At 68.9% G+C, this 24475-nt stretch carries 21 protein-coding genes; 16 read left to right on the forward strand and 5 right to left on the reverse strand.

Annotation, left to right across the window (positions count from 1 at the left end; all coding sequences use genetic code 11):
* The first annotated feature begins 24 nt into the window (after positions 1-24).
* From EV644_RS13125 to EV644_RS13140, 4 genes are all read left to right on the forward strand, one after another.
* Positions 25-591 (forward strand): 4'-phosphopantetheinyl transferase family protein, encoded by a 567-nt coding sequence (locus EV644_RS13125; RefSeq protein ID WP_132188519.1) that lies wholly within the window; start codon positions 25-27, stop codon positions 589-591.
* A gap of 352 nt (positions 592-943) precedes the next feature.
* Positions 944-1198, forward strand: coding sequence for a hypothetical protein (locus EV644_RS13130; protein ID WP_132188520.1), 255 nt, complete (start codon positions 944-946; stop codon positions 1196-1198).
* Between the two features lie 270 nt (positions 1199-1468).
* The gene (locus tag EV644_RS13135) at positions 1469-3688 is read left to right on the forward strand and encodes an NADP-dependent isocitrate dehydrogenase (RefSeq protein ID WP_132188521.1); all 2220 of its coding nucleotides are present in this window, start codon (positions 1469-1471) and stop codon (positions 3686-3688) included.
* A gap of 100 nt (positions 3689-3788) precedes the next feature.
* The gene (locus EV644_RS13140) at positions 3789-4724 is read left to right on the forward strand and encodes a nucleoside hydrolase (RefSeq protein ID WP_132188522.1); all 936 of its coding nucleotides are present in this window, start codon (positions 3789-3791) and stop codon (positions 4722-4724) included.
* Here the strand turns inward: EV644_RS13140 and EV644_RS13145 are convergent.
* Positions 4717-6789, reverse strand: coding sequence for a HelD family protein (locus tag EV644_RS13145; protein WP_132188523.1), 2073 nt, complete (start codon positions 6787-6789; stop codon positions 4717-4719). The genes EV644_RS13140 and EV644_RS13145 overlap by 8 nt on opposite strands.
* A 292-nt stretch (positions 6790-7081) precedes the next feature.
* Between EV644_RS13145 and EV644_RS13150 the strand changes: the two genes are divergently transcribed.
* On the forward strand, positions 7082-7477 hold the full coding sequence (locus tag EV644_RS13150; RefSeq protein ID WP_132188524.1) for a hypothetical protein: 396 nt from the start codon (positions 7082-7084) through the stop codon (positions 7475-7477).
* A gap of 9 nt (positions 7478-7486) precedes the next feature.
* Positions 7487-9451: a laminin G domain-containing protein gene (locus EV644_RS13155; RefSeq protein ID WP_132188525.1), complete on the forward strand. Its 1965-nt coding sequence runs from the start codon at positions 7487-7489 to the stop codon at positions 9449-9451.
* Position 9452: 1 nt separating this feature from the next.
* On the opposite strand, the gene EV644_RS13160 is transcribed toward EV644_RS13155, so the two are convergent.
* Positions 9453-10652 (reverse strand): ROK family transcriptional regulator, encoded by a 1200-nt coding sequence (locus tag EV644_RS13160; protein WP_132188526.1) that lies wholly within the window; start codon positions 10650-10652, stop codon positions 9453-9455.
* Positions 10653-10770: 118 nt separating this feature from the next.
* Here EV644_RS13160 and EV644_RS13165 point away from each other — a divergent pair, with 118 nt between their 5' ends.
* The 6 genes from EV644_RS13165 to EV644_RS13190 all read left to right on the forward strand — a co-directional run bounded on the left by EV644_RS13165 (position 10771) and on the right by EV644_RS13190 (position 17604).
* Positions 10771-11703 carry an ROK family protein gene (locus EV644_RS13165; RefSeq protein WP_132188527.1) on the forward strand — a complete coding sequence of 311 codons (933 nt, stop codon included), beginning with the start codon at positions 10771-10773 and terminating at the stop codon, positions 11701-11703.
* A 31-nt stretch (positions 11704-11734) separates the two neighbouring features.
* Complete coding sequence (locus EV644_RS13170; RefSeq protein ID WP_132188528.1) at positions 11735-13447, forward strand: ABC transporter substrate-binding protein; 1713 nt, start codon at positions 11735-11737, stop codon at positions 13445-13447.
* Positions 13448-13486: 39 nt separating this feature from the next.
* On the forward strand, positions 13487-14485 hold the full coding sequence (locus tag EV644_RS13175) for an ABC transporter permease (RefSeq protein WP_132188529.1): 999 nt from the start codon (positions 13487-13489) through the stop codon (positions 14483-14485).
* Positions 14486-14652: 167 nt separating this feature from the next.
* Positions 14653-15576, forward strand: coding sequence for an ABC transporter permease (locus tag EV644_RS13180; RefSeq protein ID WP_132188530.1), 924 nt, complete (start codon positions 14653-14655; stop codon positions 15574-15576).
* Positions 15566-16564 (forward strand): ABC transporter ATP-binding protein, encoded by a 999-nt coding sequence (locus EV644_RS13185; protein WP_132188531.1) that lies wholly within the window; start codon positions 15566-15568, stop codon positions 16562-16564. Before EV644_RS13180 ends, EV644_RS13185 begins: the two co-directional genes overlap by 11 nt.
* Positions 16561-17604: an ABC transporter ATP-binding protein gene (locus EV644_RS13190; RefSeq protein ID WP_132188532.1), complete on the forward strand. Its 1044-nt coding sequence runs from the start codon at positions 16561-16563 to the stop codon at positions 17602-17604. The genes EV644_RS13185 and EV644_RS13190 overlap by 4 nt, the downstream gene beginning before the upstream one ends.
* Before the next feature lie 57 nt (positions 17605-17661).
* Here the strand turns inward: EV644_RS13190 and EV644_RS13195 are convergent, their stop codons facing one another.
* A complete protein-coding gene (locus EV644_RS13195; protein WP_132188533.1) occupies positions 17662-18657 on the reverse strand; it encodes an alpha/beta hydrolase in 996 nt (331 codons plus the stop codon).
* 77 nt (positions 18658-18734) lie between these two features.
* On the opposite strand from EV644_RS13195, the gene EV644_RS13200 reads away from it, so the two are divergent.
* On the forward strand, positions 18735-19295 hold the full coding sequence (locus tag EV644_RS13200; RefSeq protein WP_132188534.1) for a TetR/AcrR family transcriptional regulator: 561 nt from the start codon (positions 18735-18737) through the stop codon (positions 19293-19295).
* Here the strand turns inward: EV644_RS13200 and EV644_RS13205 are convergent.
* Complete coding sequence (locus EV644_RS13205) at positions 19292-19768, reverse strand: hypothetical protein (RefSeq protein WP_132188535.1); 477 nt, start codon at positions 19766-19768, stop codon at positions 19292-19294. The two genes, EV644_RS13200 and EV644_RS13205, sit on opposite strands and share 4 nt — an antisense overlap.
* A 64-nt stretch (positions 19769-19832) precedes the next feature.
* Positions 19833-20546 carry an AfsR/SARP family transcriptional regulator gene (locus EV644_RS13210; RefSeq protein WP_158292815.1) on the reverse strand — a complete coding sequence of 238 codons (714 nt, stop codon included), beginning with the start codon at positions 20544-20546 and terminating at the stop codon, positions 19833-19835.
* 187 nt (positions 20547-20733) lie between these two features.
* Between EV644_RS13210 and EV644_RS44520 the strand changes: the two genes are divergently transcribed.
* The 3 genes from EV644_RS44520 to EV644_RS13220 are packed head-to-tail and all read left to right on the forward strand — an operon-like array spanning position 20734 to position 24471.
* Positions 20734-21021 carry a hypothetical protein gene (locus tag EV644_RS44520; RefSeq protein ID WP_158292816.1) on the forward strand — a complete coding sequence of 96 codons (288 nt, stop codon included), beginning with the start codon at positions 20734-20736 and terminating at the stop codon, positions 21019-21021.
* A gap of 32 nt (positions 21022-21053) precedes the next feature.
* On the forward strand, positions 21054-23222 hold the full coding sequence (locus tag EV644_RS13215; protein ID WP_132188537.1) for a hypothetical protein: 2169 nt from the start codon (positions 21054-21056) through the stop codon (positions 23220-23222).
* Positions 23215-24471: a hypothetical protein gene (locus EV644_RS13220; protein WP_132188538.1), complete on the forward strand. Its 1257-nt coding sequence runs from the start codon at positions 23215-23217 to the stop codon at positions 24469-24471. Before EV644_RS13215 ends, EV644_RS13220 begins: the two co-directional genes overlap by 8 nt.
* The last annotated feature ends 4 nt before the right edge of the window (positions 24472-24475 follow it).

The following is a 24475-nucleotide window of genomic DNA, read 5'->3' on the forward strand; positions in this document are numbered from 1 at the left end:
ATGGTTAGGCTAACCTAAACGTTCGTGAGCGCTCAACCAGCCGCGCGCCTGACGGTGTTCACTGTCGGCCTGACCGTTGCGGACATCGGATTGCTTGACCTGCTGGACGACCGAGAGCGCTATCGCATCGGTCGCTGCACCGGCGAGGCGGACCGCGGCCGGATGCTGCTCGGCGCCGCGCTGCTGCGGGCCGCCGCGGGCGCGCTGCTCGGCGTATCGGCCGGAGCGCTGGCAGTAGACCGCACCTGCGTCGGCTGCGGCGACTGGCACGGCCGGCCGACGATACGCGGCACCGACCTCGACGTGTCGGTGTCACACAGCGGCAACATAGTGACCGTCGCCACGCTTAGAGGTGGCGGCCGTGTCGGCGTCGATGTCGAGAGGGCGTCCGATCGGCCACTGACGGAGGTGCTTGCCTGGACGATCGCCGAAGCCCGCTTCAAGGCGGGAGGCGGGTCGGGCCTGACGGTTCACGAACTCCCAGCCCCGGCGCCGGGCCACGTGCTGACCGTCGCCACCGACCAGCCAGACGCCACACCCGAGGTGAGCGACGGAACCGCGCTGCTCAGCGCATGGCTGCACCCGGCATGAGCCCAGCCGCCAAACGGCTCGGAGCCGATTCACCCTGAGCGTGGGGTCAGGGGGCGGGTGAGGATCCCTATGGAGTGGGTCAGGGGTGCGTAGGTAGCGATATAGGTAATTCCCCGCATGCGTCTGAACTTTCGGGCTGGGATGTTGTTCTTACCAGTAATCGAGCGGTACGGCGGCCCGTCGCACCACTCCCCCAGGTAGGAGCAAGACGATGCGACAGATTCGGATCCAGCGAAGACCACAACGACCACTCACCCGCAAAAGCACGCAACCGCTCGACCTCCGTACGCCGTCAGGCCGACCGCTTCCCTTCTGATCCAGCCCGCCCACACAACCCGACAGACAAACGGCCATGAACCTCAGACTGCACATCCATCACGCTTTCACCGGCGGCTGGTGCGCCGATATCGACGACGACCACGACCGCCAGCCCGACGACCCCTACTGGTGCGTCGACCAATGGCCGACCCTGCAGGATGCGATCACAGCAGGCTGCTACCAGCTGGCCAAGCTGTCCGCCACTGTCCAGACCACGCACCGGCTACCGCGCGTCAGCGGCCACCACGACGGCCTCGCGGTATCGCCACCCCTGCAACTGGCCGCCTAGCCGGTAGTGGGCTTGTAATACAGCCCGACCACGCGGCTCTCGAATACTGTCGAGCTGATCAGCTCCAGGACGGCCGATCGTCGAACTCGATGGCCACGCCCCCGACCCTCGCACAGGCGAGGCTCAGCCCGGCCGGGGCGTCAACCTCCGGTACAGGCGGTGACCATCGCCACTCCCCGGCTGCCGCGGGCGGTCCGCCCATTAGGGTGGGGATGCCTCCACGGCGTGACCGGGAGCGACATCGACGGAGTAGAGGAAGCGGAGTACGCGGTGACTGAGTCAACCATCATCTACACGCACACGGACGAGGCCCCGGCCCTGGCCACCTACTCGTTCCTGCCGGTGATCCAGGCGTACGCCGCGCAGGCCGGGGTGGGCGTGGAGACCCGGGACATCTCGCTGGCCGGGCGGATCATCGCCGTCTTCGGCGACCACCTGACCGAGGACCAGCGGATCCCGGACGCGCTGGCCGAGCTCGGCGACCTGGCCAAGACGCCGGGCGCGAACATCATCAAGCTGCCGAACGTCTCCGCCTCTCTCCCGCAACTCAAGGCCGCCATCGCGGAGCTGCAGAGCCAGGGGTACGCGCTGCCGGAGTACCCGGACGAGCCGAAGACCGACGCCGAGCGCGAGATCCAGGCCCGCTACGACAAGATCAAGGGCTCCGCCGTGAACCCGGTCCTGCGCGAGGGCAACTCCGACCGCCGCGCGCCCGCCTCGGTGAAGAACTACGCCAAGACCCACCCGCACCGGATGGGCGCCTGGACGTCCGAGTCGAAGACGAACGTCGCCACGATGGGCGAGAACGACTTCCGCTCCACCGAGAAGTCCGCCGTGATCGAGTCCGACGGCTCGCTCCGGATCGAGTTCGTCGGCGCCGACGGCGAGACGACCGTACTGCGTGAGTCGGTGCCGGCGCTGGCCGCCGAGGTCGTCGACACCTCGGTCATGCACGTCGCCGCGCTGCGCGAGTTCCTCACCGCCCAGATCGCCCGGGCGAAGGCCGACGACGTGCTGTTCTCGGTGCACCTGAAGGCCACCATGATGAAGGTGTCCGACCCGATCGTGTTCGGGCACGTGGTCCGCGCGTTCTTCCCGAAGACCTTCGCGCAGTACGGCGAGACGCTGGCCGCGGCCGGGCTGTCCCCGAACAACGGGCTCGGCGGGATCTTCGCCGGCCTGTCCGCGTTGCCGGACGGCGACGCGATCAAGGCGTCGTTCGACGCGGAGCTGGCCGAAGGCCCGGCGCTGGCGATGGTGGACTCCGACAAGGGCATCACCAACCTGCACGTGCCGTCCGACGTGATCGTCGACGCCTCGATGCCGGCGATGATCCGTACCTCCGGGCACATGTGGGGCCCGGACGGCCAGGAGCACGACACCCTCGCAGTGCTGCCGGACAGCAGCTACGCCGGGATCTACCAGGTCGTCCTCGACGACTGCCGGGCCAACGGTGCGTTCGACCCCGCGACGATGGGCTCGGTCCCGAACGTCGGTCTGATGGCGCAGAAGGCCGAGGAGTACGGCAGCCACGACAAGACCTTCGAGATCGCCGGAGCCGGTGCGGTCCGGCTGGTCGATGCGGACGGCAACGTGGTACTGGAGCAGGAGGTCGCGGCGGGCGACATCTTCCGCGCCTGCCAGACCAAGGACGCCCCGATCCGGGACTGGGTCAAGCTGGCCGTCACCCGGGCCCGGGCCACCGGCGACCCGGCGGTCTTCTGGCTGGACGAGACCCGCGCCCACGACGCGAAGCTGATCGCGAAGGTCGAGCAGTACCTGACCGAGCACGACACCGACGGCCTGGAGCTGAAGATCCTGGCGCCGGTGGACGCGATCAGGTTCTCGCTGGAGCGGATCCGCCGGGGCGAGAACACCATCTCGGTCACCGGCAACGTACTGCGCGACTACCTGACCGACCTGTTCCCGATCCTCGAGCTCGGCACCAGCGCGAAGATGCTGTCGGTCGTTCCGCTGATGGCCGGCGGCGGTCTGTTCGAGACCGGCGCGGGCGGCTCCGCGCCGAAGCACGTCCAGCAGTTGGTGAAGGAGAACTACCTGCGCTGGGACAGCCTCGGCGAGTTCTTCGCCCTGGCCGCGAGCTTCGAACACCTGGCCCAGACCACCGGCAACGCCCGCGCCCAGGTGCTCGCGGACACCCTGGACCGCGCCACCGCGACGTTCCTCAACGAGGACAAGTCCCCCACCCGCCGTGTGGGTGGCATCGACAACCGCGGCAGCCACTTCTACCTGTCCCTGTACTGGGCGCAGGAGCTGGCGAACCAGACCGACGACGCCGAGTTGGCCAAGGCCTTCACCCCGCTGGCCGAGACCCTCGCCGGCAACGAGCAGGCCATCGTCAAGGAACTGCTCGCCGTCCAGGGCAACCCGGTCGACCTCGGCGGCTACTACCAGCCCGACCCGGCCAAGGCCGCGGCCGTGATGCGCCCGTCGAAGACCTGGAACGAAGCGCTCGCGTCTCTGAGCTGACACCAGCCGCACAGTCGCCCGGTGACCACGTGATAGGTCACCGGGCGTCTTGCTGTCTGCGGGCGGAGTTCTGCGCCCGGCTGCTGGTACAAACTGCTGCATGGCGATACCGCTGATTCTCGACTGCGACCCCGGGCACGATGACGCGATGGCGTTGCTGCTCGCGGTGGCCGATCCGGCCGTCGACCTGCTGGCCGTGACCACGGTCGCCGGCAACCAGACCGTCGAGAAGTGCACCGTCAACGCCAGGCGGGTGCTGTCGCTCGCGGGAGCGGTAGACGTTCCGGTGGCCCGCGGCGCCGCCCGCCCCCTGGCCCGGCCGCTGCGCATCGCGGACGACGTGCACGGCGTGACGGGTCTGGACGGCCCCCGCTTCGAGGGCGAACCGGCGGTACCTGAGTCCCCTCTGACGGCCCACGAACTGCTCCTCGAGGTACTCCGAGAGCACGACGGGCCGGTCACGATCGTGGCGACCGGGGCCCTGACGAACGTCGCCAGGTTGCTCTCCGACCGGCCGGACCTGTCCGGGCGGATCGACCAGATCGTGTGGATGGGTGGGTCGACCGAGCGCGGCAACGTGACGCCGTACGCCGAGGCCAACGCCTTCGTGGATCCGGAGGCCGCGGATCAGGTCCTGCGGTCCGGCCTCCCGTTCACCATGTGCGGCCTCAACGTCACCCACCAGGCGCTGGTCACCGACGACGTACTGGCGGCGTTCGCGCGCATCGGTACGCCGTTGGCCGAGATCTGCGTCGAGTGGATGACCTTCTTCGCCTCGACCTATCGGCAGCTCTGGGGCTTCGACGCACCACCGCTGCACGACCCGGTCGCCGTCGCCCGAGTCATCGACCCGTCGAGCGTCCGGTGCGTCGAGGCAAACGTGGTCGTAGAGACCGCCGGGCGCTGGACGGCGGGAGCGACAGCCGTCGACCTGCACGGCTACACCGGCCGTCCTGCCAACGCCCAGGTCGCGATGGAGCTCGATCGGGCGGCCTTCTGGGCCAGGCTCATCGCTGCTGTGACTGCCCTCAGCTGATGCCCGCGGGGACCTCGGTCAGGGCGGTGGGCAAGGGTGTTGCGTGGACGATCTGGAGACGGGTGACGGCGCGGGTCAGGACGACGTACAGGCGGTGGAGGCCGCGGGGTTCGGCTGCGACGATCTGGGCTGGTTCGGCCACGATGACCGCGTCGAATTCGAGGCCTTTCGCGAGGGTTGCCGGGACGCAGACCAGTCGTTCCGTGTCCATCTCGTCCTCGGTCGCGCCGAGGAGGGCCGGATGGAGACCGGCGGCGGCGAGCGCGTCGTGCAGGTCTGAGATCTGCTCGTCGGCCGCGATGAGTGCGACCGAGCCTTCGCCGGTGAGGGCGGTCCTGCAGGCGGCGACGAGGGTGTCCGCGAAAGAAGGCTCATCGGTCGAGACGATCGAGAGTGCGTCGGCGCGCGTCCGGATACCGCTCGGCACGCCGAGCGTGGGGGCGATCTGCGGCAGTAGCCTCGCCGCGAAGTCGATGATCTGGGCCGGTACGCGGAAACCCCGATCGAGCTCGGCCACGACGGCGTCCGTCTTCTCGAGGTGACCGAGCACCCGGTCCCAGGAGCCCGCGGCCCACGGGGTCGTCGCCTGGGCGAGATCGCCGAGGACCGTTGCCGAGCCGGTGCGACAACGCCGGCCCAGAGCGCGCAGTTGCATGGCCGACAGGTCTTGTGCCTCGTCCAGGACGAGATGGCCGAGTGAGCCGGAGCTGCGTTCGATCAGGTCCTCGAGCTCGTCGAGCAACAGGGTGTCGGCGCCCGACCACTTCGCCGACTTCCAGGAGCGGGGAGCCTTGCGCCAGAGCAACGCGGTGCGCTCTTCCACCGTGAATTCATCGGCCGACTGCGCCAGGAAGTCGGCATCGGACAACAGCCGGTGCAGGACCTGTTCCGGAACGACCCGGGGCCAGACCGCGTCGAGCAGTTGCTTCACGGGCTTCGAGCGGGCCACGGCATTCTGCACCCGGTCGTCCGGCGAGTCGCCGCGCTGCTCCATCAGGACCAGTACGGCATGGGCGATCCGCTGCGCGAGGGCGTTTCGCCCCGGGGCGTACCTGGTCGACTCGCGCAGCGCGGACACGATCTCCGCGACCTCGTAGTCGTGCACCCGGAAACGCTGGGAACCCTTGCTGTACAGGACTCCTTCCGTCGGCGTGCCGACGTGCGACCACAGCGCGCGTCGCAGTACGCGGGCCATCCGGGCATCACCCTTGACGCTCGCGGCCTCCGGCTCGTCCGACGCCGTCGCAGGCTGGCTGATCAGCTCGTCGATGGTGATCTGCCGTACGTCGACCTCACCGAGCGCCGGCAGGACCTTGCGGATGTACGAGAGGAACGAGCGGTTCGGCCCGACGATCACGACGCCGCCACGCCTCAGGCGTTCCCGTTCGGTGTAGAGCAGGTACGCCACGCGGTGCAGGCCGACAGCCGTCTTCCCCGTACCGGGTGCGCCCTGCACGCAGACACTCGGATGCAGGGGCGCCCGGACCAGGTCGTCCTGCTCCGGCTGGATCGTGGCCACGATGTCGCGCATCGGTCCGGTGCGCGGGCGCTCGATCTCGGCCCGCAGGAACGCGTCGGCCTGACCTGACTCGCCGGTTCCGATCAGCGGCTCGTCCTCGAAGCCGGTCAGCTCGGCCGCATCGGAGAACCCGTAGCGGCGCCGCAGCAGAACCCGCTGCCGGTCACTGCGGGTCGCTCGATAGAACGGCACCGACACCGGCGCCCGCCAGTCGATCACGAGTGGGGCGCCGCTGCCGTCGTGAACGTGCCGGCGACCGATGTGAACCCGGTCGAGCCCCTCGATGGTGCCGATCTCGTAGTCGAGCAGCCCGAAGAAGAGCGGTACATCGGGCAGGTCGAGCAGCGCCTGCGCACGAAGTTGCTTGGCGCGGATGTTGGACTCGTTGGTGAAGCGTTCGTCGTTGTCCTCGCCACCGATCAGCGGGACATCCCGCTCCTCCACCACCTGGTGCATACGGGAGAGGGCAGCGCGAGCCTCGGCCAGGAAGGCCCGTTCGGCCTCGAGTTCCGGAGAGCCGGCAGGGATGAGTGCGGATTGGACCATCGGAAGGGGCCTCAACTCGTGTTGGCAGGTGTACGAACGGCGGACTGGAGGCGATCAACAGGGTCCCGCCCCGGAGAACCATCCGGTTCGATTCGATCCTTCACGCAGTGCAGGGAAACCACCCGAAAAGACAGGCCGAGTACGCTACCAGCGCCCCCGACGAGCCGCCACCGAATATTCGTCGCCGTCCACTTCCGGGCGGCCGGTTCACCCCGTACGCTCGTCCGCTATGTGGGTCGTCGTGGGGTGACGGCGGCCGGGGAGTTCACCACTGTGCTGGGGGGAATCGCTGATGCAGATTCAGGGCAGTCTCACGATTGACGGCGTCCTGGCCGTGCCGATCGAGGCGTACACGTTCTCCGTGACGGGTGCCGTCGCGGTCGCGACCGGCAAGTCGCGGATCTACCTCGAGGGCGATTACGTCGTCGAGACCGTCCGGGCCGCGGTGAACACCGCGCCGACCGGCGCCGCGCTGGTGGTCGATGTGAACAAGAACGGCACCACGATCTACAGCGACCAGGGCGGCCGGCCGAGTATCGCGGCCGGGACGAACAGTGCCACCGGCAACAATCCGGCCGTCACCGCGCTGGCCGCCGGCGACTACCTGACGGTCGATGTCGACCAGGTCGGATCGACAGCCGCGGGCGCTGATCTGACGGTGACCGTCCGGGTCCGCAAGGCCAGCTAGGCGACGGCCGTGGCGCAAGCAGCGGGCTACACGTTCAACGCGGACACGGTCGACGGCACGACGGTACGAGACGTCGCCGGCTATTTCCTGCACGGCACGATCGTCGGATCGGCAGCGCTCACGACGGGCAGGTACGGCAACGGCCTGAACTGCACCGGTGGCGCGATGCACGTCCTCGTGCGGCCGCCGAAGGCCGGAGACGACTTCTACCCTCTCAACACCGACGGCGGGCTGTCCGTCGCCGCCTGGGTCCAACTGAACAACAACACCGCCGCGGCCCGTTGCATCGCGTCAGCGACCAGCGACGGCACTCTCAACTGGGCCGTGTACGCCTCCAACGCCACCGGCAACGTGGAGGCGAGGATCGCGGGCACGACGTACAGCACCAGTACGAGCATCCGCGACGGCCAGCAGCATCACGTCCTCGTCGTGTACGACGCCACGCCGCCCACCGATACCGTGAAGATCGCCGTCGACGGCGTCCAGGTGCTGTCGGTCAACGCCGGCGCCGCGATGACCTACTCCGATACCGAGGTCACGATGGAGGCCGGACGGAACACGCTCACCGGCACCGACGCACTCGACGGGATCGTCGACGACCTGCGCTGGTGGAACGACCCGGTCGAGGCGGCGTACTGGCCGACCCTCGTGGCCGCCGAGCAGGTCGACCACCAACTGGCGGTCTACCCGTTCGACAACGACACCGCCGAGGACTTCGGCAGCTACGGCCGGGACCTCGCGGTCGCACCGTCCGCCAGCTTCACCACGGGCCTGTACGGCGGCGCTCTGGTCTCCGGCGCGACGGCGGCCGGCGCAACTGGTGCCGTCACCTTCCCCGACTGTGACCGGCTCGCCATCTGCGGTTGGCTCCGCCTCGATACCGCGCCCGTCGGCACAGCAGCCCCGATCCTGGCCATCAATGACACCCTGGGCAGCGCGCGGGTCCGCGTCGTGGTGAACACCGCCCGAACCGTCACCGCCACCTGGACCACGATCGACGACGGGACCGTCTCGGTGACCAGTACCGCGACGCTGACCGTCGGCCAGTGGACCCGGTTCCAGTTCGCGATCAACCCGACCTACGTGCAGGTCCGGCTCGAGGCCGACAACGCGACGGCGAACATCGGCGACGGTGTCCCGCACGTGACGCCGGCCATCGACGGGCTGGACCAGTTGTACGTCGGCGGCGATGCCACCGCCGGGGGCCGGGTGTCGTACGACTACCTGACCTTCACCAAGAACTTCCTCGCCGAGGTGACCTCGGGGTACTGGAGCGGCGCGCCGGTCGTCACGCCGTACCGGCCGGCCAACGTCGCGCGCGGCGTCTTCCACTTCAACGAGAACACCGGGACGGTCGTCGACGACAGGTCGCCGTCCGGCAACGACCTCACCCTCACGGCGGCCGGGTCCTGGGTGACCGGCGTCCAGGGATCCGCGCTCGGGTCGAACGGCACCGGTCCGGGCGCGTCGAGGACCTCGTTCACGTGGCCGGCGTCGCCCCCGGGTTGGGCGTTCTCGGCCTGGGTGAGGTGTCGCACCAGCAGCAGCGGCGCCCGATTCCTGGTACTGCGCAACGGTGGTGACGAGGTCACCCATGCCGGCTACCTGGACGGGTTGTTCTGGGTGCGCCTGTTCGGCGCGAGCGGCACCACCGGCATCATCAGCTCGACCAGAGGGCCGATCGCCGCCGAGACCTGGACGCACGTGGCGGCATCGTGCGATCAGAAGGCGATCCAGTTCTTCCTGAACGGGAAGGTGTTCACGGTCGAGCCCTACTCGGTGGGCGCACTCCTCCAGCCGAACGAGCTGAACGTCGGCGGCGACAACCCGGACTCGTCAGTGGCCGACGTCGACGACCTGCGCCTGTTCGACTCCCCCATCAGCGCCGCCAACGTCCGCTGGCTCCACCAGAACCCCGGCCAGTACTACGACGCGGCGCCCGCCACCTTCGCGGCCTGGGGCGTGCCGCTGTAGCTCAACTGGCTGAGTTCCCTATTCGGGCTGCGACGTGCTGCCATGCTCGGTCGAGGCCGGCGGCTATGCAGCCGGCGACGACCGTGTCGGCGGCGAGGACGCTGACCTTCACTTCCGGCAGGACCGGTGCCAGCAGCCGTAACTGGTCGACGACGGCCTCGAGGAAACCTGGCGCCTGGCCGATGCCGCCGCCCAGGACGATCAGGTCGGGGTCGACGACCGTGATGACGGTGCACACCGCCTTGGCCACGAGCAGTGCCTCTTCAGCCACGATCCCGGCGGCGACCGCATTGCCGCGCGCCGCGGCGGCGAACACCTTCTCGGCCGACGACGCACCACGGACGCCGGCACGTCTGGCGGCTCGGACCACCGCCGCCGCCGAGGCCGAAGCGTCGAAGCTGCCCCGCTTGCGGGCATCCCGCGCATCGCTGCCGGTGCCTTCGGCGAACGGCAGGTAGCTGATCTCGCCGGCCACACCGTGCGAGCCGTGCCGGAGCTTGCCGTCGAGCACCAGGCCCATGCCGATCCCGGTGCCGACGGACACGAACGCGAAGCTGTCGACGTCGCGACCATGACCGTGGACCCGTTCGGCCAGGGCCGCCGCGTCCACGTCGTTCTCGATCATCAACGCCGGCCCGAACGCGTCGCGCAGCGCCGGCAGCACGGCCGGGGAGTCCCAGCCGGACAGGCGCCCGGTCAACGTCAGGGTGTCGAGCTTCGGATCGTAGACACCAGGACTTCCGATCACGGTCTGGGTGAGCTGCGAGGCGCCGATGCCGGCGTCACCCAGGAGCTTCGTCGCGAGGCCGGCCAGCTCCTGGATCCGGGCCATCGCGTCCACGGCCTTCGCGCGCACGCTCATCCGGCTGCGAACGGTGCCGGCCAGATCGGCGACCGCGCCACGCAGGAACTCCCGCCCGACGTCCAGCCCGAGGATGAACCCTGCTTCCGGCCGTACGCCGTACAGGATCGCGGCCGGACCGGGGACGCCCGTCCGCTGACCGGTCGCGTGTACGAGTCCGGCGCGCTCGATGGTGCCCAGCGCGGCGGAGACCGTCGGTTTCGACAGGCCGGAGAGCCGCGCGAGCTCTGTCCTCGACAGCGGCCCGGACCGCCGGAGGTGGTCCAGCAGGACCTTCCCATTGATCGCGCGGATCAGTTGCGGGCGGGCCGCGGAGGCACCCCCGGCGACAACCGTCACGTCGATCTCCTCGCTCGTTAACACTTCGGGACACAGTCAGAGTTAGCCCTTGTGCCCGGGTGATTGTTAAGTTAGTTTCCTATCGATTCTATTGGTCGGCACGAGGAGGTGCCAGTCCATGAAACGTAGGCCTGTCGTCCTCGGACTCGACTACGGCGGGACGAAGATCGCCGTTGCCGTCGGCGACCTGTCCGGCCGGCGTCTCGGTGTCACGACCGTCGACAGCGTGGCCGAGGCCGGAGCCGAGGCGGCGATGACTCGCAGTCTGACCGCGGCCCGCGACCTGCTCGCGGACGTCGCCCCGGGTCAGGAGCTCGCCGGGGTCGGAGCGGCGACGCTCGGCATTCCGTACGACGACCGCGTCGAGCTCGCGCCCACCTTTCCCGGCTGGGGCGCACTCCCCTTCGGGCAGCTGGTCCGGGACGCCTTCCCCGGTATCCCCGTCCGGCTCGGGACCGACGTGAAGGCGGCCGCTGCCGCCGAGCTGCGGTGGGGAGCGCTGGCCGGCTGCGATCCGGGCATCTACCTCAATCTCGGCACCGGTCTCGCGACGGCGATCGTTGCCGGCGGCACCGTGATCTCCGGGGCGCACGGCGCGTCCGGCGAGATCGGCTACAACCTGCGGTCGGCCGCGGACGTTTGGATCGGCGCCGAAGAGCGCACGATCCTGGAACATGTCGTCAGTGGCCAAGCACTCGAGACGACCGGCAGCGCCCGGCTGGGCAAGCCGGTCACGGCGGCCGAGGTGTTCGCGATGGCGCGGACGCAGCCGGACGCCGCCGTACTCGCCGATGAGTTCCAGCGCGAACTGGCGATGCATGTCGTCAACCTGGCGATCGCCATCGACCCGGTCCGGATCGCCGTCGGTGGCGGCCTGGTCGGTGCGTGGGACCGGATCGCACCTGAGCTGCGTCGGGCACTCGACGCGGCAGTCCCCTTCCCACCGGAGCTGACAGTGGCCCGATTCCCTTCGGACGCGCCGCTGGTGGGGGCACTCGCCCTCGGCGTCGAGGCCGCGGGTGCGGTGCTCGGTGCGGAGGCATTCGCATGACCATGAGTTCGAGGAGCGAAAGGCAGAGACGATGAGTGGCATCAAACGTATCGCCGTCACCGCGGTGGCGGTCGGCGTACTGGCCGCGGGGTGTGGCGGCGGCGACAAGCCGATCGGGAGCGCGTCCAGCAACCCGTCGTCCTCGACGAGCAGCGGAGGCCAAGGCACAGGTCAGTTCAAGAAGGGCGGCACCGTCACGATCGCCAACGTGGGCGGGCAGACCTGGCCGTGCCAGTTCAACCCGTTCAACCCGGCGGTCAACCAGGTGGCGCTCGGCTTCGTCTACGAGCCCCTGACCTTCGTCAACGTGCTGAAGAGCGGTGCCACCACGCCCATGCTGGCCTCCGCCTTCAGCTGGTCGCCGACCAAGGACTCGATCGTCTTCACCATCCGCTCGGGCGTGAAGTGGAGCGACGGGCAGCCGTTCAGCGCCGACGACGTGGTCTACACGTTCAACCTGATGAAGCAGCAGCCGGCCCTCGACCTGTACTCGCTGTGGACCGGTGCCGGCCTGACCAGTGTCACCGCGGCCGGTGACAAGGTCACGCTGAAGTTCAAGGCACCGGCCGAGCCGTACTTCTTCAACTTCGCGAACCAGGTCGGCATCGTGCCCAAGCACATCTGGTCCACCGGTGACGCGGCCGCCAAGCCGGCCACCTGGGCGAATCCGAAACCGGTCGGCACCGGGGCGTTCACGGTCCAGTCCTGCACCAGCAACAACATCTCCTACGTTGCCAACGGCAGCTACTGGCAGCCGGGCAAGCCGTACCTGGAGAAGGTCCAGTACCCGGCGTACCTGGACAACAACCCGGCCAACCTCGACCTGGCCAGCGGCAAGGCGCAGTGGGGCGGTCAGTACATCCCGAACATCGACAACTTCTACAAGTCCAAGTCGCCGGACAACAACTACTGGTTCCCGCCGACCGCGAACGTGGCGATCGTCGCGAACAACGACCCGTCGCACAAGGCCACCAGCAACCTGGCCGTCCGGCAGGCGATCGCCTACGCGCTCGACCGGGAGCAGATCTCCAAGATCGGTGAGAGCGGCTACCAGCCGGCCGCGAACCAGACCGGCGTCGTCACGCCGACCTTCGACAAGTACTTCGACAAGGACGCGCTGACGGCCGCCGGCTACGACAAGCCGAACCCGGACAAGGCCAAGCAGCTGCTGCAGACCGCCGGGTACTCGTCGTCCAACCCGCTCAAGCTCAGCGTCATCACGGTCACCGGCTACACCGACTGGGACGCCTCGCTCGCGGTCGTCAAGCAGCAGCTCGCCCCGGTCGGGATCGAGCTGAGCATCCAGGACCTGCAGCAGCAGTCGTACAACCAGAAGCTCTACACCGGTGACTACGACCTGGCCTACTCCAGCCTGTCCGGCGGCCCCACGCCGTACTACGAGCTGCGGCAGCTGCTGTACTCGAAGAACAGCGCCCCGATCGGCAAGCAGGCCAACAGCAACTACTCGCGCTACATCAAGCCGGAGGTGGACAAGCTGTTCGACCAGTACGCGAGTGCCGACCCGGACACGCAGGTCAAGCTGATCAAGCAGATCTCGGGCTACATGATCAAGGACGTGCCGATCATTCCGACCACCGAGTCGGTCGACTGGTACCAGTACAACACCAAGGACATCGAGGGCTGGCCGACGCAGGAAGACCCCTACGCCCAGCCCGCGCCGTACAACATCCCCGACGTCGGACAGGTCCTGACGAACCTGTACTCCAAGTCGGCCCAGAAGTAAGGAACAGTTCGTGAGAGTGAGCACGAGGAGCTGGTGTCCGTGAGGTTCCTGATCCGTCGCCTCGGATTCTTCGTGCTCACCCTCTGGGCGGCGATGACGCTGAACTTCTTCATCCCGCGGATGATGCCCGGCAGTCCCGAGGATGCGCTGCGGGACCGGTTCAGCAAGGGCGGCTCGGTCGTCACGCCGGAGCAGTTGCGAACGGTCCTGGCCGAGTTCGGCTTCGACCCGGACAAGAACATCATTCTCCAGTACAGCGAGTACCTGAAAGCGATGGTCACCGGACACTGGGGGGTGTCGATCGGCAGCAGCCTCGGCGCCCCGGTGACCACGCTGATCGGCGACGCGTTGCCGTGGACGCTCGGCCTGGTCGGCATCGCGACCGTCCTCGCGTTCGTCCTCGGCACGCTGATCGGCACGATCGCCGGCTGGCGACGCGGCGGGCTGATCGACGGGATCTTGCCGCCGGTCTTCATCGTCACCTCGGCCCTGCCGTACTTCTGGGTCGCGCTGCTGTTCATCTCGATCTTCGCGATCGGCAGCAATCCGATCCTGCCCAACGACTTCAACTACGAGCAGGGGTTGACGCCGGGGTTCAACGGGCCCTTCATCGGCAGCGTGCTGAAGCACGGCATCCTGCCGGCCGGCACCATCCTGATCACCGCCATCGGCGGCTGGATCCTGACGATGCGCAACAACATGGTGACCACGCTGGCCGAGGACTACGTCCGGATGGCCCGCGCCAAGGGCATCCCGAACCGGCGCATCATGTTCGGCTACGCGGGCCGGAACGCGTTCCTGCCCAATCTGTCCGGTTTCGCGATGTCGCTCGGTTTCGTCATCTCCGGCACGATCCTGGTCGAGTACGTCTTCAACTATCCCGGCCTGGGTTACATGTTCTACAACGCCACGGTGAGCACGGACTACCCGCTACTGCAGGCCCTGTTCCTGCTGTCGACGCTGGCCGTGCTGATCTGTGTCCTGCTCTGCGACTTCGCGGTGTTCCTGCTCGACCCGCGAGCCCGGACGAAGGGGTAGAACGCAAGTGAGCGAGCGTAGCGAGGTCACCATCAAGCACAGCTGCTCCCCGCGCTCATCGGCGCCCGGAGCGAAGCGAGGACGTCAGTGAGCGAGCGTAGCGAGGTCACCATCAAGCACAGCTGCTCCCCGCGCTCATCGGCGCCCGGAGCGAAGCGAGGACGCCGATGAGTGCGATCGTCGCCGGCACCGCCGCGCCCGCACCGACTGCGGCCCGCCGCCCGAGGGGCGGTCTGTGGCGTGCCATCCTGCACAACCGCAAGGCCATGCTGGGCGCGGTGCTGCTCCTCCTCTTCATTCTGCTGGCCGCTTTCCCGCATCTGTTCGTGCCGTGGCTGCACGGCGATCCACGCGCGATCGGCGACCTGCCGCTGGAGCATCCCTCCGGCAAGCACTGGCTCGGCACCACCGGCCTCGGCCAGGACGTGTACGCCCAGCTGGTCTACAGCACGCGGGAGTCGCTGATCATCGCGGTCGTCGCGGGTCTCGGCGCGACCTTCCTGTCGGTCATCATCGGTGTCTCGGCCGCCTATCTCGGCGGTTACGCCGACAACGCGCTGTCGATGTTGACCGACGTGTTCCTGGTGCTGCCGACGTTCCCGCTGATCATCGTGCTGGCGACCTACGCCGGCAAGGGCAACCTCACCGTGATCGTCGTGGTGCTGATCCTGACCGGCTGGTCGTACGGCGCCCGGCAGATGCGCGCGCAGGCGCTCTCCCTGCGCAACCGTGATTTCCTCGAGTCGGCCCGCGTCCGGGGTGAACGTCAGTCGTACATCATCGTGGTCGAGATGCTGCCGACGATGACCTCCCTCATCGTCGCGAACTTCCTCGGCGCCGCGCTGTACGCCGTACTGACCGCCGCCGGCCTGCAGTTCCTCGGACTCGGCGATCCCAACTCGCTGAGCTGGGGCACGATGCTGTACTGGGCGCAGAACCAGGGTGCGCTGGTGAACGGCCTGCCGGCCTGGGCACTGTCGCCGGGACTGGCGGTCGCGCTCCTGGGTGTTTCGTTCGCCCTGCTCAACTACGCGTTCGACGAGATCAGCAACCCCGCGCTGCGGCCGGTTCGGAGGCGACGTGCCAAGTAGGCCCATTCTCGAGGTCCGTGATCTCACCGTCGAGTACGACACCGGCGGCGATCGGCCCGTCGTCGCCGTCGACGCGGTGGATCTCGACGTCCATGCCGGTGAGTTCGTGGGTGTGGTCGGCGAGTCGGGCTGCGGCAAGTCGACGCTGTTGTTCGCGATCGCCCAACTGCTCAGCCCACCGGCCGCCATCACCAGCGGAGACGTGCGGTTCCAGGGCCAGAACCTCGTCGCGATGAGCGAGAAGAAGCTGGCCGCCCTGCGCTGGCGTGACTTCTCCGTCGTCATGCAGAGCGCGATGAACGCCCTCAACCCGGTGACGAGCATCGGCACCCAGTTCAGGGACGCGATCATGGCGCACGACGAACCGGTGGCCGACGATCGCCCGGCCGAGGTACTGCGACTGGTCGGCATCGACCCGATCCACCTCAGGAGCTATCCGCACCAGCTCAGCGGTGGGATGCGGCAGCGGGCCATGATCGCGATGGCGCTGCTGTTCACGCCCGACCTGATCATCATGGACGAGCCGACGTCGGCCCTCGACGTCGTGGCCCAGCGGTCCCTGATGGTGCAGATCAAGGAACTGCAGCAGCAGCTCGGCTTCGCGGTCGTCTTCGTCACCCACGACATGTCCCTGATCAGCCACTTCTCCGACCAGCTGGTGGTGATGTACGCCGGCCAGGTGGTCGAGCTGGGGGCCACTCGTGCGGTCTTCGATCATCCGGCGCATCCGTACAGCAAGGGGTTGCTCGACGCGTTCCCGTCGATCCGCGGACCGAAGGTGCCACTGATCGGGATTCCCGGGAGTCCGCCTGACCTCGCCCACCCACCGAGCGGCTGCCGCTTCAATCCGCGCTGTCCGGAGGTGTTCGCCGACTGTCCGAAGATCGAGCCCGAGCTCTATCAGGTCGGGGCCGTGCAGGCCCGCTGCCTACTGCACGCTCCCGGCGCCGCGACCGCGGCAGAACCCGTCCAGGAGGCGAGGTCATGACCGATGTGAGCGTCTACACCGACCCGCAGGCGGCCGTGCCGACAGCGCCGCTGATCGAGACCAGGAAGCTGACCCGCCATTTCCGGGTCGGCCGCGGGCTCTCCCCCAAGATGCTGCACGCGGTCGACGACGTCGACATCACCATCGATCGGCAGGAGATCGTCGCGCTCGCGGGCGAGAGCGGCAGCGGAAAGAGCACCATCGCCCGCCTGCTCGCGGGTGTCTACACACCGACGAGCGGCGAGATCTACTTCCAGGGCCGCGCCGTGTCGAGCATGCGATCGCGACGCGACCAGCTGGCCTACCGCGGCGATGTGCCGATGGTGTTCCAGGATCCGTTCAGCTCCCTCAATCCCGCCTTCCGCGTCTCCCACGGCATCCTGCGCAGCCTGAAGCTGCATCAGCCCGAGCTCACCCGGACCCAGCGGAACGAGGAAGCCGAGCGAGTGATCGAGGCGGTCGGCCTGGCGCCGGCCTCCGACCTCATGTACCGCTACCCCTACGAGCTCAGCGGCGGACAACGGCAACGCATCGGCTTCGCCCAGGCCTTGGCGCACAAGCCCAAGCTCATCCTGGCCGACGAGCCGGTGTCGATGCTCGACGTGTCGATCCGGATCGGCCTGCTCAACCTGATGGCGGAGCTGCGCAGGTCGGCCGGCGTCTCGTTCCTCTACATCACCCACGACATCGCGAGCGCCCGGTACGTCGCCGACCGCCTCCTCATCATGTACGCCGGTCACATCGTCGAGTCCGGCCCGACCGAGGCGGTTCTGGCCAACCCCAAGCACCCCTATACCGACCTGCTGCTCGGAGCGGTGCCCGATCCCCGCGCACCGCTCAGCGTCGCCGTCGAAGGCGACACCGGCGAGCCGCCGAAGGTCATCGACCCGACGCCCGGCTGCCGCTTCCGCTGGCGCTGCCCTCTCGTCGTCGACGAGTGCCACCACGTCACCCCCACCCTCCGCCTGCTGGGCGACGGGCACGAGGCGGCCTGTCACGTCGCCGAGCCGGATGCCGGCATGCACGCCACGAAACCGTAGACACCGCAGCTAGTTGCCAGCGGCAACCTCCCCCGGTGCAAGGCGACCGAAGGCCTGTCAGCCGGCGAGACGGTCGCGGAGGAACTCGGTGATCCGGGTCCGCGCGGCCCTGGCCTGCGGCACGACGCCCGGCATGCTGAGGAACGCGTGCCCCGCCCCGGGGTGTTCGCTCACCTGCACGGGCGTTCCGGCCTCGCGCAGCCGATCGGCGTACGCGCGTCCGTGATCGGCCACCGGGTCGAGTGTCGGCACCACCACGAGCGCCGGGGCCAGCCCGCTCAGGTCGTCGGCATACAGCGGCGACACCGCACGAGGATCCGTACCCACTGGAACGGCCAATCGGCGGAAGAGCTCCATCTGGTTCACGGTGAGGGTCGGAGTGTCGGCATGGTCGGCCATCGAGTGGTAGTCGAACGCTGTCGAGGTCAGATCGACACAGGGATTGACCAGTACCTGCGCCCGCAGTTGCAAGTCGGACTCCCTGGCCCGGATCGCGGCCAGGGCAGTGACCATCGAACCGGCACTTTCTCCGACGACAACCACTCGTGCCGGGTCGACTCCCCACTGGGCAGCGTCGTGCACCACGTGCCGCAGTACGTCCCAGCCGTCGTCGACTGCCTCTGATAGCGGGATCTCCGGAGAGACCAGCCGGTGCTCGACCGACACGACCACCGCGGGCAACCGGGCGGCGAGGTGACTGTTGACCCAGTCGCACTGCACTGCCGTGCCCACGAATCCCCCGCCATGCACATGGAGCACTAGCGGCAGGCCGGCATCCGGGCCGCCGCGCCCGGACGACGGCCGGTACACCCGGACCCGCAGTACGCGGTCGGGCAGCGTCACTTGTTGCCAGCTGATCGTGGCGCCTCGGTCCGGGAACCCGGTGATCACCCGCGCCAGACCAGAGGCCCGCTTGCGGTTCTCCGCGTCGCGGAAGGCGGCCAGCGCCTCGGCCGACATCGTCAACCAGTCCGGCTCCTTGCTCAGGGCGTGCAGCAAGCGGATGCCCAGCGGTGGCTGCTGCTTAGTCGTGGCGGTGGTGGTGGCGTGCATGTCTTCTCCTCGGCCGGCCTGGTTTCGCTACTGGAAGTATCGATACCGAAAGTAGCATAACTAGCTAAGGTGTCACCATGGCCCGAGCAACCACCCCCACCAGATCACCCGGCCGCCCCCGCTCCGGCGTCGACGCCACCGTCTTCGCGGCGACGTTGAGCACGGTCCACGAACTCGGCTACGGGCGCGCCACCGTCGACCGCATCGCCGCCACGGCAGGCGTCGCGAAGACGACGGTCTACCGTCGCTGGCCGTCGAAGGGCGCGCTGATCACCGCCTGCCTCGTCGACGCGTTCGGCCCGGTGCCGCTGGAGGGCGCCGACCGGGAGGAGGTCTTGTCGTCAGCCATCCGCTGGATCGCCGCGAAGATCGGCGAACCCGGGATCGGCGCGGCCTTCGCGGGCGTCTTCACCGATGCCGTCGCCGATCCTGACCTGCGCCGGATCCTGTCCACCCAGTTGCAGGACCCGTACCGGCTCGCGCTCCAGGACGCGCTGGGCGAACCCGAGAACCGGGTCCTCTTCTTCATCGATGTCGTGGTCGGAACCCTGCTCCACCGGATGGGCATGACCGGCGAGCCGATGGTCGACGAGGACGTCGACGCCCTGGTCGACCTGGTCCTGCCCGTACTGCGCTAGTCGGTGCCGGGGTGCTCCGGCTCCTGGGTTTCGCCGCCGGCCGGCCGCTGCGCGTCGTCGATCTCCTCCAGCCGGAGCCGCAGGAGCTTCTTGAGGGGCAAGGATTCACCGTCGCGCGCGCCGAGGCCGACCGTGAGCGGCGGGTCGGACGGCGAGATCCGCACGCCCGCCAGCCGCGCCTTCAGACTGGCGGGCGCACCAAGAATGTAGAAGTTGCCGTCGGTGTCCACACCGAGCGACCGATTACGGCGCAGATACCAGCCGGTGATCCCGGTCCGATAACTCGCGCCCGATCCCACAACCGGCGCCCGTAGCAGGCCCGGCTGGATGCCCTTTTCCTTCATCTTCTGGACGAATTCGACCAACTGCGCGCGAGCTTGCTCGGTCTCAGCAGCCTTACGCCGCTCCAGCGCAGCAGCCTGAACAGCCGACGCCTCCCGCCGCCTCTCCCGCCAGCTCGCCTGATCGTCCACCCCGCCACACTAGATCGCGTGACCACTGCACCCCAGGAGAGGGCTTCGGCCAGGCCAGCTGGCGTCAATCCCAGGAGATCAGGGCTGTGAGGAGGGTCGACGGGGTGAGACCGGTCTCGTCGGCCAGCAGGCGGGAGTAGCTGTTGAAGTGCCGGATCGCCTCGGTCCGGTTCCCCTCGGCCATGTGGGCGGCGATCAGAGCCGCGTGGGCCGACTCGTGCAGCGGTTCGACCCGGATCGCCGCGCACGCCATGTCGATGGCCCGGGCAAACAGGCCACGGGAGGTGAGGAGGCTGCTCAGAGTCTCCAGCGCATGGATCCGCAACTGGCGGTACCGCTCGCGCTCGAGGAGCAGCCACTCCTCGTCCCATCCTGGCAGCAGGTCCGCCTCGAGGCGGTCGGGTTCGAGCACCGTGGCGTCGTCGGGTCTCTCCTCGGCGATGAGCCGACGCGCCTGCGCCGACAACCGGTCGTAGTCGACTTCGACCGCATCGTCGAGCCGCACCGAGTCCCGGCAGGCCCGGACGATGGCCGGATCGGCCTGGCGCACCCGCCACAACGCCGTACGCAGGTTGGACATCGCACGATCCGGCGCGGCGGCCGGCCACAGGTGCGTGGCGACCGCGTCCCGGCGTTGCTCGAGCCCGGTCACCGCCAGGAAGCCCAGCACACGCTGTCCGTTGCTCGGCAGTGCGACAGTTCGGCCGTTCACCCACACCGCGAAGGCACCCAGCACTCTGATGGCTGGATGTGCGGCGTCCGCTGTTGTCGTTGTCATACCCACCCCCGGGGACATCGCAGACTCCCAGTCCATATCAATCGCGCGTCTACGCAGCGTCAATGCCCTGTCGCAGCCAACCTCACGAATTGCCGATGACCGGACACCGGTTGACGGAAACGACGACCGGACGGCAGACGCCGCGACGACGATCCGGCGGACGGCGATGCGGCAAGGTCGGCCCACCATGACCGAGCAGATCTGGCACACCCTGATCGTCCGCGCCTGGCACGACCGCGACGGATTCAAGGTGCGGTTCATCGTCCAGACCGGTCAGCTGCCACCTTCGACGGCGGTGGAGGGATCCGTCGAGGCGGCCTGCCGTCGGTTCGATGCCTGGTTGCGCAGCGCCGAGGCAGGTCCGCCCGCGACACCTGCCGCCGCGCCCCACCGCAGGCGACGACGACGTACACGACGACGACCTACACATCGAGGAGACGAACCGGAGACGGGCGAGCAGACAGCCGCTCCCTAACGTCGTACCAGGACGAGCGATCGGAGTCCCACATGTCCATGACCGATACCGAGGCCAGGCTGTTCACCGGCGGTGGGCTGGCCTGGCGGGAACCGGCCGCGACGGAGTCCCCTGCGGCCACCGGCTCCGCGTTGGTCTCGCCGTTCGCCGGCGGCTTCTCGGGTACGGCGGAGTACGACGCCGGCCCGAGCGCGACCGAGGCGCTCATGAACGAGCTGGAGGACGAGGGATTCCGGGAGGCGGTCGAGTCGCTCGTCGACGAGGTCGCCGGTCGCCACCTGATGGCCGCCGAGCGCTGGCCGGACGACCAGCAGAGCGAGGCGGTCGCGGAAGCGGAGGCCACATCTTTCGTGGAAGGTCTCGCGGACAGCGTCGATCGCGGCCTGAGCGAGCTCGAGCTGCGGTACGAGAACCGGCGGATCGATTCCCTCACGGCGGACGAGATCGACTCCGTGCTGGGCGAGTACGCCCGTGACCCCGACTCGCTCAGCGAGCAGTTGTTCGGCGGCCTGGTCAAGAAGGCGTTCAACGTCGCCAAGTCGGTCGCCAAGGGCGCGGTCGCCGGCCTGAGCAGGCTGGTTCCGCTGGGACCGGTCTTCGGCGTCCTGCGCAAGCTGGTGCGGCCGCTGCTCAAGCGAGTGCTCGACAAGGCGATCAACCGGTTGCCGCCCGCACTCCGGGCCCCGGCCACCCAGCTCGCCGCCAAGCTCGGACTGTCCGAAGCCGAGGAACCCACCGAGGCGGGGCAGGACTTGACCGAGGAGTTCGACCGGCAGTACGCCGAACTGCTCCTGGCACCGTCGGAAGCCGATCAGGCAGAGCTGCTGCTCGAGCTCGAGCAGGACACGTCAGGTCGTGCGGAGAGCCCCATCACGACCCTCGACCAGGCCCGCGAGGTCCTCACCCACCAGCTGGCCGAGGCCGAGCCCGGCAGGCCGCCGACCGAGCAGCTCGAGCAGTTCATTCCAGCCGTGATGGCCGCGATGCCGCTGATCCGGACCGGCGTACGAATCATCGGGCGCGCGCGGATCAAGAACTTCCTGGCAAGCCAGCTCGCCAATCTCATCCAGGGCTATATCGGCCCGCAGGCGGCCAGGGCCCTCGCGCCACAGGTGGCGGACACAGGTCTGCGACTGCTGTCGCTGGAGGGCGAGTCACCGGAGCTGCTCGGAGCCGAGGCCTTGGTGAGCACCCTGGAAGAGGCCGTCACGCGGGTCGTCGGGTTGCCTCCGGAGGCATTCGAGGAGCCGCTCAGACTCGAGGCGGAGGTTCAGGAGGCGCTGGCGTCGGCCGCCGTCCACCACCTGCCGGCCGAACTCCTGCGCGACGACCTGGCCGGCTACGACACCGAGGCCGGTACGGGACCGTGGATCACCATGCCGCGGCGGACCAGGCATCGCCGCTACCGCAGGTCGGCCCGTCGGTACGACGTCCAGATCACCAGACCCCAGGCAAGTGGCGTCGAGCTGCCCGGCCCGGAGACGCTGGAGGACCGCCTGCTCGAGGCCGGCGTCTCGGCGTGGCCGGTGTCGGCCGAGGTTGAGTTGTTCGAGGCCATGGTCGGTACCCAGGCCGGCCACCTCGCCGCCGGTGAGGGTGCCGACGCGAGCCCGGCGGAGTTCGAGGAGCTGAGCCCGGTCAACGCCGCACTCCTCCTCGGCCGTCCCGCGCTCGGCACGCGGTACGTCCCCGGAGGGCCGGTGACCCGGCGGTTCTTCCGGCTCGTCGTGCCTGGCCGCAAGGTCGTGCGCCGCCGCCACCGCGTGTACCTGCGGTTGCGGGCGCAGGGACCTCAGCCGGAGCTCCGCGTGCACGTACGGATCGGCGAGCGGCTCGCGGGCCAGATCGCCACGATGCTGTCCCGCAACAACCAGACCGAGGTGGTCGCCCTGTTCGGACGGCTGCTCGGACCACGGGTACAGGAGCACGTCGCCAGCCGGCTGACAGCTCTGTTGAGCCGGGCCAAGTCGGGATCGGCGACCCGCGGCCGGGAACTCGCCGGCCAGGTGCTGGAACAGGTCAAGACCCAGCTCGCGAAGGAACTCGCGACCTCGCAGGAGGCACTGAGCGCGGCCGCCAAGGACCCCAAGCCCGGGTTGACGCTGACCTTCGCCTTCCCGTTCGCCGACACCGCGGCCCTGGCTACTGGCGAGCCCGGTGCACCGTCGCTCACGATCAGACCGGGCGCCCACAATGACTGACGAGGCGCTGCGCCGGCAGCTGCGATCCGAGCTGGCGCACTGGCGCGGCGCGATCGCTCAGCTCGCCGACCTCGACACCGTCGCCGCTCCGGAAGCCTGGGCGCAGCTCGAGGACTACCTCCGGCTTCGGCTGCGTGAGCGGCTGATGTCGTCCATCACGGCGCTGGCGGCGGAGGGCACCGTCCTCGCCACTCAGCTCGAGACCAGCACGCAGCCGGAGCAAGCCCGTGCTGCACTGCTGCGGCTGCGCCAGCGCTACCTGGCCGTGGAGGCGACAGTCGAGTGGTACGGAGACGCTGTCCAGCAACGGACCACGCCACGACTGGGTGCGGTACTGCGTGGGCTGGACACGATCGCGGTCGACGCGATGGAGACACTGCTTCGACCACTGGGAATCGAGACGCCACCGGCGCTGACCTATCCCGACAAGGGCCTGGGCGCCGCCGTACTCCGGGCCGGCATCAGGCTCTGGGACCGTGGCGGCCTGTCTCCGGTGGCGGCGATCAAGATCACCCGGCACAACCTCGCCCACCCGACGGCACTCGTCCACGAGACAACACACCAAGCTGCGCACCTTTGCGGCTGGAACGCCGAGCTACGCGCCGTACTGCGGTCCGTCGTGGCGCCGCGGTCAGTCGTCCTCGCCGACCTCTGGAGCTCGTGGGCCGGCGAGATCGCGGCAGACGCCGGCGCCTTCGCCCTGGCCGGCTGGTCTCCGGTACCGGCGCTGGCCAACGTGGTGGACGGTCCCACGGCCACCGTGCACCGGGTCAGGCCCGGTGACCCGCACCCACCCTCCTGGCTCCGCGTGATGCTGAACGTCGAGTTCTGCCGGAACTGGTTCGGCGCCTCAGGACCGTGGAGCGACCTGGCCGAGGCGTGGCAGGCACGACACGACCCGAGTGCGGCCGAGGGCGCCGACGCCCAGGTCGCAGCCGCCAGCGTGCCGCTCCTCGCCCCGATCGCCGACGCGTGCATCCGCCGGCCCTACAAGGCTTTCGGCGGGCGCCCGCTCAGTGCCCTCGCAGACCCCGGCCGGGTGTCGCCGGCGGCACTGCGCCAGCTGGGCCGTATCGCGGGCGACTCGTTGCTGACGTCGACCTACCTGGCCCGGACCGAGTCATTGCGGATCCTCGCTCTGCTCACCTCCGAACAACCTAACGACCCGGCCGAGGCGACGGCGCGGACTACGCGCCTGCACGACTGGCTGGCTCGTCTCGCTCCGCTCCCGCTGCCGAGGGCGGCCTGATCGC

Origin of the sequence: Kribbella orskensis (genome assembly GCF_004342085.1) — a bacterium.
Classification (GTDB): Bacteria; Actinomycetota; Actinomycetes; order Propionibacteriales; family Kribbellaceae; genus Kribbella; species Kribbella orskensis.

Bases quoted from the DNA above. Each gene is read 5' to 3' on its own strand.
- EV644_RS13210 (WP_158292815.1), bottom strand. From the start codon at position 20,546: ATGACAACGACAACAGCGGACGCCGCACATCCAGCCATCAGAGTGCTG.
- EV644_RS44520 (WP_158292816.1), top strand. From the start codon at position 20,734: ATGACCGAGCAGATCTGGCACACCCTGATCGTCCGCGCCTGGCACGAC.
- EV644_RS13190 (WP_132188532.1), top strand. From the start codon at position 16,561: ATGACCGATGTGAGCGTCTACACCGACCCGCAGGCGGCCGTGCCGACA.
- EV644_RS13215 (WP_132188537.1), top strand. From the start codon at position 21,054: ATGTCCATGACCGATACCGAGGCCAGGCTGTTCACCGGCGGTGGGCTG.
- EV644_RS13140 (WP_132188522.1), top strand. From the start codon at position 3,789: ATGGCGATACCGCTGATTCTCGACTGCGACCCCGGGCACGATGACGCG.
- EV644_RS13200 (WP_132188534.1), top strand. From the start codon at position 18,735: ATGGCCCGAGCAACCACCCCCACCAGATCACCCGGCCGCCCCCGCTCC.
- EV644_RS13170 (WP_132188528.1), top strand. From the start codon at position 11,735: ATGAGTGGCATCAAACGTATCGCCGTCACCGCGGTGGCGGTCGGCGTA.
- EV644_RS13165 (WP_132188527.1), top strand. From the start codon at position 10,771: ATGAAACGTAGGCCTGTCGTCCTCGGACTCGACTACGGCGGGACGAAG.
- EV644_RS13145 (WP_132188523.1), bottom strand. From the start codon at position 6,789: ATGGTCCAATCCGCACTCATCCCTGCCGGCTCTCCGGAACTCGAGGCC.
- EV644_RS13150 (WP_132188524.1), top strand. From the start codon at position 7,082: ATGCAGATTCAGGGCAGTCTCACGATTGACGGCGTCCTGGCCGTGCCG.
- EV644_RS13130 (WP_132188520.1), top strand. From the start codon at position 944: ATGAACCTCAGACTGCACATCCATCACGCTTTCACCGGCGGCTGGTGC.
- EV644_RS13180 (WP_132188530.1), top strand. From the start codon at position 14,653: ATGAGTGCGATCGTCGCCGGCACCGCCGCGCCCGCACCGACTGCGGCC.
- EV644_RS13220 (WP_132188538.1), top strand. From the start codon at position 23,215: ATGACTGACGAGGCGCTGCGCCGGCAGCTGCGATCCGAGCTGGCGCAC.
- EV644_RS13195 (WP_132188533.1), bottom strand. From the start codon at position 18,657: ATGCACGCCACCACCACCGCCACGACTAAGCAGCAGCCACCGCTGGGC.